Source organism: Rhodopila globiformis (genome assembly GCF_002937115.1).
Lineage (GTDB): Bacteria > Pseudomonadota > Alphaproteobacteria > Acetobacterales > Acetobacteraceae > Rhodopila > Rhodopila globiformis.
Genome location: NZ_NHRY01000234.1, coordinates 46,885 through 55,278 on the forward strand (window position 1 = coordinate 46,885; position 8,394 = coordinate 55,278).

9 protein-coding genes and 1 tRNA gene are annotated in these 8,394 nt (G+C 70.3%); 1 reads left to right on the forward strand and 9 read right to left on the reverse strand.

The window, feature by feature from the left end; genetic code table 11:
* Positions 1–17: 17 nt before the first annotated feature.
* From CCS01_RS23145 to CCS01_RS23175, 7 genes are all read right to left on the reverse strand, one after another.
* Positions 18–92 (reverse strand) — tRNA-Asn (locus CCS01_RS23145).
* Between the two features lie 631 nt (positions 93–723).
* Entirely contained in the window at positions 724–897 is a 174-nt protein-coding gene (gene pufA, locus CCS01_RS23150; protein ID WP_104521125.1) for a light-harvesting antenna LH1, alpha subunit, read from the reverse strand.
* A 17-nt stretch (positions 898–914) separates the two neighbouring features.
* Positions 915–1,052, reverse strand: a complete 138-nt coding sequence (gene pufB, locus CCS01_RS23155; protein WP_104521139.1) for a light-harvesting antenna LH1, beta subunit — start codon at positions 1,050–1,052, stop codon at positions 915–917.
* Positions 1,053–1,261: 209 nt separating this feature from the next.
* Complete coding sequence (pufA, locus tag CCS01_RS23160) at positions 1,262–1,435, reverse strand: light-harvesting antenna LH1, alpha subunit (RefSeq protein WP_104521126.1); 174 nt, start codon at positions 1,433–1,435, stop codon at positions 1,262–1,264.
* A gap of 17 nt (positions 1,436–1,452) precedes the next feature.
* Positions 1,453–1,587, reverse strand: a complete 135-nt coding sequence (gene pufB, locus CCS01_RS23165) for a light-harvesting antenna LH1, beta subunit (protein WP_104521127.1) — start codon at positions 1,585–1,587, stop codon at positions 1,453–1,455.
* Positions 1,588–2,692: 1,105 nt separating this feature from the next.
* On the reverse strand, positions 2,693–4,081 hold the full coding sequence (locus CCS01_RS23170; RefSeq protein ID WP_104521128.1) for a M20/M25/M40 family metallo-hydrolase: 1,389 nt from the start codon (positions 4,079–4,081) through the stop codon (positions 2,693–2,695).
* A gap of 175 nt (positions 4,082–4,256) precedes the next feature.
* On the reverse strand, positions 4,257–4,658 hold the full coding sequence (locus CCS01_RS23175) for a PaaI family thioesterase (protein WP_104521129.1): 402 nt from the start codon (positions 4,656–4,658) through the stop codon (positions 4,257–4,259).
* Positions 4,659–4,857: 199 nt separating this feature from the next.
* On the opposite strand from CCS01_RS23175, the gene CCS01_RS23180 reads away from it, so the two are divergent.
* Positions 4,858–6,144 carry a glycosyltransferase gene (locus tag CCS01_RS23180; RefSeq protein WP_104521130.1) on the forward strand — a complete coding sequence of 429 codons (1,287 nt, stop codon included), beginning with the start codon at positions 4,858–4,860 and terminating at the stop codon, positions 6,142–6,144.
* A 125-nt stretch (positions 6,145–6,269) separates the two neighbouring features.
* Here CCS01_RS23180 and CCS01_RS23185 read toward each other — a convergent pair whose 3' ends face one another.
* Together CCS01_RS23185 and CCS01_RS23190 are read right to left on the reverse strand one after the other, a co-directional pair.
* Positions 6,270–7,037 (reverse strand): HAD family hydrolase, encoded by a 768-nt coding sequence (locus tag CCS01_RS23185; protein ID WP_104521131.1) that lies wholly within the window; start codon positions 7,035–7,037, stop codon positions 6,270–6,272.
* Between the two features lie 157 nt (positions 7,038–7,194).
* A partial coding sequence (locus tag CCS01_RS23190; protein ID WP_146101917.1) for a class I SAM-dependent methyltransferase occupies positions 7,195–8,394 on the reverse strand: 1,200 nt, incomplete at its 5' end.

An 8,394-nucleotide genomic window follows, 5' to 3' on the forward strand; every position in this document is an offset into this window, starting at 1 on the left:
TGCGACGGTGGGGAAAATGGCTCGGGCGGTAGGATTCGAACCTACGACCAATCGGTTAACAGCCGATTGCTCTACCGCTGAGCTACGCCCGAACACTCATTCCCGGCAGCGGCGGCCGGGGAGGCGCCTATCTAGAGTTCTCGGCCAGTCGGGTCAACAGGGTAAAACGCGTTCCGGTAAATTCTTCGGCAGGCCTGGGCGCCTCAGGAGGCGCACGTCGCGCCGGTATGTCCCGTGGCCGATGCCGGGACGCCCGCCGCGCGATCGGGCGGCCTGATCGGCGCCGAGGCAATGGCACGGTCATGGTTGCCGCCGAGGACCGCGAACGGCCGGCGTGGTGCCGTATCGGCATCCTGTCGCAAGCTGCGATCCTGGTCTCCGGCAGCGTTCTCCTGGCGCGGATATGATCGACGCCTGCACGATCGGCGCGACCGCCGTGTCCAGCCGGTGCTGCATGGCCCGATGCCGCGCAGCGAGGCTGTCGGATGATCCTTTGTCGAGCCTGGTCTGGAAAGGTCAGGACGATGAACGGTCCGTTCGCGCCACGCAGCGCCAAGGTGACCGTTACGGGCCGGCGTGGCACGCCACTCGGCCTGGATCGCTGCAACAACGATCGCGCCACGGTTCGTGGGGCTCAGGACGATGGAGGGCTTTGCAACGAGAAAGGGGACCAGGCATCTCTGCCTGATCCCCCGCACCACGCGAAAGTGACGATCCCGTGGATTACTTCACCGCAACCTTAGCCGGACCGGAGATCCAGTTGTACTTCGCGCTGTTGAGCACTTCGATGTGCACCACAACAGCCACGGCCAGCAGGGCCAGGAAGATCGGAACCAGCCACTTGGCCGGGTTGACGACGAGCCAGAACTTATAGTCGTTAGCAGGATCGTAAGCCATTGTCTAGGTCTCCTTAATCAGAACCAGGGGCGCCAGGCGAATACCAGCACGTGCGCCACGATGGCGATCGCGAGCCAGGTCTGGAAGCCGACCTTGAACTGATCCTGGAATTCCTTGGCCTGCTCTTCAGTCAGGCCGGAAAGGCTAGCTGCCATCTTCATATCCCTTTGGGTTGGGGTCTTCGTCTTTGCCACGCAACACCCTCGCCGCCTGGAATGTCACAGCCCAATCGAACCAACAGTATGTGTTGACCGATGTTGGCGAAGATCATGTCCAGTCGAGTGAAGGCCCTTATCCTGTATCAGCGCAAGGGATCAAGCGTTGACCTGATCCCCGCGCCATACGGGAGTGACGATCCCGTTGCTTACTTCACCGCAACCTTGGCCGGACCGGAGATCCAGTTGTACTTCGCGCTGTTGAGCACTTCGATGTGCACCACGACAGCCACGGCCAGCAGGGCCAGGAAGATCGGAACCAGCCACTGGGCCGGGTTGACGACGAGCCAGAACTTGTAGTCGTCAGCAGGATTGTGAGCCATTGTCTAGGTCTCCTCGATCAGAACCAGGGGCGCCAGGCGAACACCAGCACATGCGCCACGACGGCGATCGCGAGCCAGGTCTGGAAGCCAACCTTGAACTGCTCCTGGAATTCCTTGGCCTGCTCTTCAGTCAGGCCGGAAAGGCTTGCCATATTGATACCCTCCAAGTACAAGTACGTCTGCGCCGCGTTGCCCTCGCGGCCGGGATCACCGTAACGAAGCCGTCACGGCAAAGTCTTCGCCAGAAACGTCGATGCGGATAGCCGGTCACGTGGCAAAGAAGTCTCCACGGGAAACACCCTCAATGATCCGCCGGACCGCTCCAGGATATGCCCCGTATGAACTGGTTGTCATCTTAGGCTGACAATCTTCGTTGTCAACGTAGGTTGTCAATAATTTCTGCCCGGAACTTTCCGGCGGCATGTCAGGAGTTTTAGCGGGAAGCAGCCGTGGCCGTGTCGGTGAAATGCACGACACCATAGGGAGTTACCGGACGAATAAGCAGGGTTTACCCCGACTCCACGCCGCAGCCAACGTAATTCCGCCGACAAAACCGAACCCCGTGTCAGGATTAACCTGACATGGGGTTGCGGGCGGCGGATGGAGTCCAAACGCCTCGGTTGTGGCGGCCCGTGAACGGCCTGGTCTGGCCGCGCCGGACGCCTGCCATGACGGCCGTATCGCCGACTCGCCTGCCGCAACGGCAAGCCCGTGCGGCATGGTCCGCAGGCCAGACGAGTCCCGGCCGGTCATCCGCAATAGTGCAATATCACAACGAACAGCAGACTGTCGTTTGCGCTGCTACGAAAATGCGATTCCGGACGCCTGGTTTAGCCCGTCATGGCGGCCGCAGGGCCGCCATCCACGCCTTGCGGTGCCGGGTATCAGCAGAAGGCGTGGATGGTGGGCCTGCGGCCCATCGGCGTTAAAATAGCGGCGGTTGTTGCTACCACGTCATGCCGGGCGCAGGCCCGGCATCCACGCCTTGCGGGGTTGATGCCGCAGAAAGGCGTGGATGGCGGCCCTTCGGCTGCCATGACGACGGAGCAGTTGTACCGCCTATGCGCTTATTTTAACGCCAATGGGGCCTGCGCTCACCATGACGAGGTGGCATTGCCCTCGCCCATTTTCATCCATCGTGGTGGCCGCGCGCGGCCAGGGGGACTGCGTTGCGTTGCATGAAGCCGTTCGGTCAGCTTGCCGGCGAGCATCATCGAGCCGCTGCCCGGCAGGCTCTTCTTTGCCCGCCGGTGCCGGCTACGGCGTGCCGGGCTCGCCCAGGTCCCACCACAGGCCGGCAAACGCCGCCAGCCCCTCGCGCGCCGGGCCAATCAGCAGATGTTCGTCGGGGCCATGCTGGCCGCAGCCGTTGTAGCTGTGCGGAATCCACACCAGCGGCACGCCCAGGAAATCGATGAACACGTCGCCCGGCAGCCCGCCGGAGGCGTTCGGGATCACCTGCACCCGCTTGCCGAGCGTGCGCTGCAGGCTGGCGGCGGCCCAGCCGACCCAGGGATGGCCGGGATCGGTGCGGCTGGCGGGCATGCGGACGCCGGCGTTGTCGATACGCACCGCCGCAAAGCCGCTGTCGTCCAGATGCCGGCGCAGCGCCGCCTCGAACCCGGCGGGATCCGAATCGGCGGTGTAGCGAACCTGGCAGTGCGCCCGCGCGCTGGGCGCGACGGCGTTCACCGGGTTGTCGGGACGGCCGGAGACCATGGCCAGCACGATGAAACTGGCCCAGCCGTAAATTTTCTCCGCCGGGGTCAGGTCCGGCTCGCCCCAGTCCGGATCGGTGCGCGCCGCCTCGCCACCGCCCACCGGGCAGCCGTACAGCGCCTCGCGCACCGCCTCGGGCACGCCCTGCGGCGGCAGCCAGTCGCGCACCTGGATCCGGCCCTGTACGTCGGCGATACAGGCGATCGCGTGGCTGAGGATGATCGCCGGGTCCGCCGTCAATCCGCCCCAGTGGCCGGAATGCACGCCGCCGGGGCGCAGCGCGACAACAAGGTCGCAGTGCCACGTCCCACGAGAGCCGGTGGCAATCGTCGGCACCTCCGGCGCCACCCGCGGCCCATCGCTGGCAATCAATACATCCGCCACCAGCCGATCGGCGTGCAGCGCGACGAAGGCACGCAGGCCGGGGGAGCCGCGTTCCTCGCTGGTTTCCAGCACGAGCTTCAGGTTGAAGCCGAGCCGGCCGTCGCGTTCCGCCAGCACCGCCTCCAGCGCCGCCAGGTTCAGCGCGTGCTGGCCCTTGCTGTCGGCGGCGCCGCGGCCGTACCAGCGGTCACCCCGCTCGGCCAGGGTCCAGGGCGACAGGCCGGGCTGCCATTGCTCATCCAGGCCGCGCACCGTGTCGCCGTGGCCATAGCTCAGCACCGTTGGCCCGTGCCCGCCCTCCAGCCGCTCGGCCAGCAGGATCGGCCCGTGGCCGTGCTGCGGGTTGGGGTGGATTTCGACGCTGAAGCCCATGCGCTGCAGCCAGGGTCGGATGGCATCGTCCAGGTAGCGCCGGAGATCCGCTGCGTGCTCCGCGTCCTGCGAGGTGCTGGGGATTGCAATCAGCGCCGCGAGGTGGTCGCGGAAGGCGTTGCCGTCGAATGCCGTCAGGGCGCGCTCCACGGCGCCGTCGCGCGATGCCATCGTAACCTCCCACTGTCGGGGAAGTTTAGACTAGCCGGGCTGTGCCGCAGCGCAAAATCGTCTGGCCGGCGGACCCGGTCCGGCAGCCTGGCGGCGTTGGACATCCAGCCACGCGGCAACCGGCACGCCGGTTGGGCAATCGGTCATTCGATGACCGGCCGGCGCGTCCCGCCTGCTATGGTCCCAGCACCATCTGCGTCTGCGTCACCAGCGCCACCGCGCGTCCTGCCTCGTTGCTGATCCGCGTCTGCCACACCATCGTACGCCGCCCGCGATGCACCGGCGTCGTCTCGCCGATGACCTTGCTGCCCACCGGCGCCGGCGCCAGGAAGTTGGTCTTCGATTCGATCGTCGTCGTGCCGGCGCCCTGGGGCAGATTGAGGATGGTCGCCGCGGCGCCGAGCGTGTCGGCAAACGCCATGATCGCGCCGCCGTGCAGCACGGCCGGGCGGGTGCACAGGTCCTCCCGCACGTCCATCTCCGCCGTCACCCGCTCCGGCGCGGCGCCGGTGAACCGGATGCCGATCAGCGTGGCGAACGGCAGCGGCGATTGTTGCAGGCGTTCCAGAGCGTCCATGTCGTTTCCCCCTGTTGACCGTGGCCATCCCAGTATCTGCGCCGGCCGGAGCGCAATGACAGGGGGGGTGCCGATGCGGTGATCGCCAGTCAGCGGGTCGCTGGCGCCGACATCCGGGGTGCCGGTGGCGGCGGCAACGGGCTATAGCCCCGCCCGCCACCGCGACCATCCCGCCGCGCGCCGACAGGAGAGCAAGACCATGCGGATAGCCGTCCTGGCCTATGGATCGCAGGGCGATGTGCGGCCGTTCGTGGCGCTCGGCGTTGCGCTGCGCGCCGCCGGGCACGACGTGTGGATCGTCACCGACACCGGCTTCCGGCCGATGGTGGAGGCGGCGGGGCTTGGCTACCAGTCGGTCCAGGGCGACGTGCAGGCGCTGCTGAAGCAGCGCGACGGCCTGTCGGCGGTGACCGGCAATCCGCTGCGGGCGCTGCGGCTGATGCGCCGCCTGACGAGGGAACTGGCGCCGGTCTGGGCGCGCGACACGCTGGCCGCCTGCGACGGCGCCGAGGCGCTGGTCGCCGGCAACGCCGCCGCCTTCATGGCCGCCGCGATCGCCGGGCAGCGGTGCCTGCCGCTGGTCCAGGGCTGGCTGCAGCCAATCGCGCCGACGGGCGACTTCACCTCGCCGCTGGTGCCGCCGCTGCGGCTGTCCGGCGGCGCGGCGCGGCTGACCCACCACCTGTTCCGCCGCCTGGTCTGGCTGGCCGCCCGCACCGCCGCGCACGAACTGCGCGACCGCATCGGCCTGCCGCGCTGGCCCGGCGCGACAGCCGCCTGGGCGGCGCTGGAGACGGTGCCGGCGTTCTGCGCCGTCAGTCCCACCCTGGTGCCGCGCCCCGCGGACTGGCGGCCGACGGCGGCGATGACCGGCTTCCTGTTCCTCGACGCCGCGCAGGAGCCGGACCCGGCGCTGCGCGCCTTCGTCGAGGCGGCCGAGCCGCCGGTCTATCTCGGCTTCGGCAGCATGGTGGCGCGCCATCCGGTGCAGGCGGCCGAGGCCTGCGTGGCGGCGCTCCGGCGGCTGGAGCGGCGGGCGGTGGTCGCCACCGGCTGGGGCGGGCTGGATCCCGCGCCGCTGCTGGCCGCGCGCGACCGCGGCATGCAACTGCACGTCACCGAGGCCGTGCCGCACACCTGGCTGCTGCCGCGCGTCGCCGCTTGCGTGCACCATGGCGGCGCCGGCACCACCGCGGCGGCGGCGCGGGCCGGGGTGCCGTCGGTGGTGGTGCCGTTCCTGGGCGACCAGTTCTTCTGGGCCGCGCGCCTGCTGGCCGCCGGCGCCGCGCCGCCGCCCGTACCCATCCGCCGGCTGACCGCCGGGCGGCTGGAGACGGCGCTGGCGCAGGCACTGGGCAACGCGGCGATGCGCGACCGCGCCGCCGTGCTCGGGCAGGCGATCCGCAGCGAGGGCGGCATGGCAGGAGCTGTCGCGGTGGTGGAGCAGGCAATCACCCGGCCGGACGGCGCGCTGCGTCGCGACTGACCGGGTGCGGGCGGCGCCGGCCCGGAAAGCCGCTGGACGATACGCAGCGGAGCCCGGCGGTTCTCACGGTCAGGACGCAGCCACCTGGAGGGCCGAAGAACGGGCCGGGGCTCGGCGCGAGCCTGTCACGGGGGCGCAGGCGTCTCCGTGTCGGGCCGGGCACGCAGCACGCCGGTGGGGATGGCGGCGCTGTCCACCTGGTCGAGGCTGGTGACCACCAGGTCAGCGCCGGCCGCCTGCAGCAGCGCCTCGTCCCCCAGCCGGGCGATGCCGAGCGCGGCCATGCCGCCGGCGCGTGCCGCCAGAATGCCCGCCGGGGCGTCCTCGACCACCAGGCAGCGGTCCGGCGCAACGCCCAGCGCCTCCGCCGCCAGCAGGAAGATCGCCGGGTCCGGCTTGCCGCGCGGCACCTCGCGCCCGCTGAGATCGGCATCGAAGATCGACAGCAGCGTGCGTCCGTCGGGCAGCATCAGGCGGCGCAGCATCGCCGCGGCGTTGCGCGAGGAGGACGCAAGCGCCAGCCGCATGCCGGCCGCCTTCAGCGCGACGGCCAGGCGCTCGGCGTCCGGGAAGGCGTCGAAGCTGCCCGCCTCGATCAGGCGCTCGATCAGCGCCTGCTTCGCCGCGGCGTATTCGGTGGCGCGGGAATCGGCGTCGGCAACGCCAAGCTGTTCCAGCGCGGCGCGGGCGCCGTCCATCCGGCGCTTGCCGGCGACGTTCGCCTGGTAGAACGCGGTGGTGAAACCGGCCGCATCGGCGAAGCCCGCCAGCGCCTCCCGCCAGGCCCGTTCGTGCGGCGAGGCGACGAGCACGCCATCCACGTCGAAGATCGCCGCCTGCAGCGAGCGGCGGTGGCCGGCCGATGCCGGCGGCTGCGGTGTGCTGGTGCTCATGCCCCCTCCTGTGGGAATGCGGATTCGCGGGCGTCGACGGTTGCCCGGAGCGAGGTCGTCGCCCCATCGTCACGCCCGGCCAGGACGAGGGGGCAGTGCCGGCGCGGTTGACCCACCCGATAGCACGGAACGGCAGCGCCACGCACCCGCGTCGTGCCTACACCCGGCCGATGCGCGGCAGCACGGTCCAGAACAGCGTGCCGGCGCGGCGCAGCGCCTGCAGCCGCGCGGTGATCTCGGACGCGCCGGGCCAGGGCAGGATGATCACGTCGTCCGGCGGGTCGCGCATCAGGGCCTCCACCGGAGCGACCGGGATATGGCTGCCGGGCAGCCGGCGGCCGTGCCAGAGCGGCTCATTGTCGGCGACATAGGCGATGTCCTGCGCCGTGACGCCGCAGCCGTTCAGCAGGGCAATGCCGCGCGCGGTGGCGCCGTACGCGGCGACCCGCCGCCCGGCCTCCTGCCGGATGCGCAGGAATCCGCGGATGTCGTCGCACGCCAGCGCCACCCGGTCGCGGAAGCTGTCCGGCTGGCCCTCCTGCGCCGCGGCCTCGGCCGTCCGCACCGCCCGGACGCCGGGGCGCGCCGGACGTGGCGCGTGCGCGTGGCAGGCATACAAACGCAGCGAGCCGCCATCGTCCGGCACCCGCTCGGCGTCGAACACGCGCAGGCCGACCGAGCGCAACAGCCGCTCGGCTGCCGGCAGCGAGAGATAGGCGAAGGTGTCGTGCCGGAACGCGTCGAACTGCACCCGCTGCAGCAGCGACAGCAGGTGCGGGAACTGCAGGCAGAGCACGCCGTTCGGCCGCAGGATGCAGGCCAGCCCGGCGGCGCAGTCGAACAGATCGGCCGCATGCGGCAACAGGTCGTGCGCCACAATGACGTCGGCGCAGCCGTAGCGCACGGCGATGTCCATCGCGGTCTCGGTATTGAAGGCGGTGTCGGCGGGCAGGCCGAACACCGGGATGCCGGCGGCCTCGAACGCCTGCAGCAGCGTGGCGTCGTGCGCGGCGGTGTCGATCACCAGCGACCGGGCGTCGAGGTGGAACCGCTGTTGCAGCGTCGCGACATGGCGGGTGGCGCGGGCGGCGGCGGCCTCCGGGCATGCCGGCGCCGCGGGGCGCGGCGCGGCGGCGTGCGGCGGCAGCGCGTCGGCGACCTGCACCAGGTCGCAGGCGTCGCACTGCCAGACCCGCAGCGGATACAGGCGCTCGGCCTGGCCGGTGGCGACCAGGGCGGTGGCCAGCGGCTGCTCACCCAGGTCGAGCAGCAAGCGGCGCAAGCCGGCGCCGCACAGGCGGCAGGACGCCGCGGGCGGCCGCCATGGCGGCGCCATGGGGCCAGGTATGGGGGCGGG

What these genes read in the sequence shown, in the direction of transcription:
- pufA (WP_104521125.1), bottom strand. Translation starts at nt 897, where the DNA reads ATGGCTTACGATCCTGCTAACGACTATAAGTTCTGGCTCGTCGTCAAC.
- pufB (WP_104521139.1), bottom strand. Translation starts at nt 1,052, where the DNA reads ATGGCAGCTAGCCTTTCCGGCCTGACTGAAGAGCAGGCCAAGGAATTC.
- pufA (WP_104521126.1), bottom strand. Translation starts at nt 1,435, where the DNA reads ATGGCTCACAATCCTGCTGACGACTACAAGTTCTGGCTCGTCGTCAAC.
- pufB (WP_104521127.1), bottom strand. Translation starts at nt 1,587, where the DNA reads ATGGCAAGCCTTTCCGGCCTGACTGAAGAGCAGGCCAAGGAATTCCAG.
- CCS01_RS23170 (WP_104521128.1), bottom strand. Translation starts at nt 4,081, where the DNA reads ATGGCATCGCGCGACGGCGCCGTGGAGCGCGCCCTGACGGCATTCGAC.
- CCS01_RS23175 (WP_104521129.1), bottom strand. Translation starts at nt 4,658, where the DNA reads ATGGACGCTCTGGAACGCCTGCAACAATCGCCGCTGCCGTTCGCCACG.
- CCS01_RS23180 (WP_104521130.1), top strand. Translation starts at nt 4,858, where the DNA reads ATGCGGATAGCCGTCCTGGCCTATGGATCGCAGGGCGATGTGCGGCCG.
- CCS01_RS23185 (WP_104521131.1), bottom strand. Translation starts at nt 7,037, where the DNA reads ATGAGCACCAGCACACCGCAGCCGCCGGCATCGGCCGGCCACCGCCGC.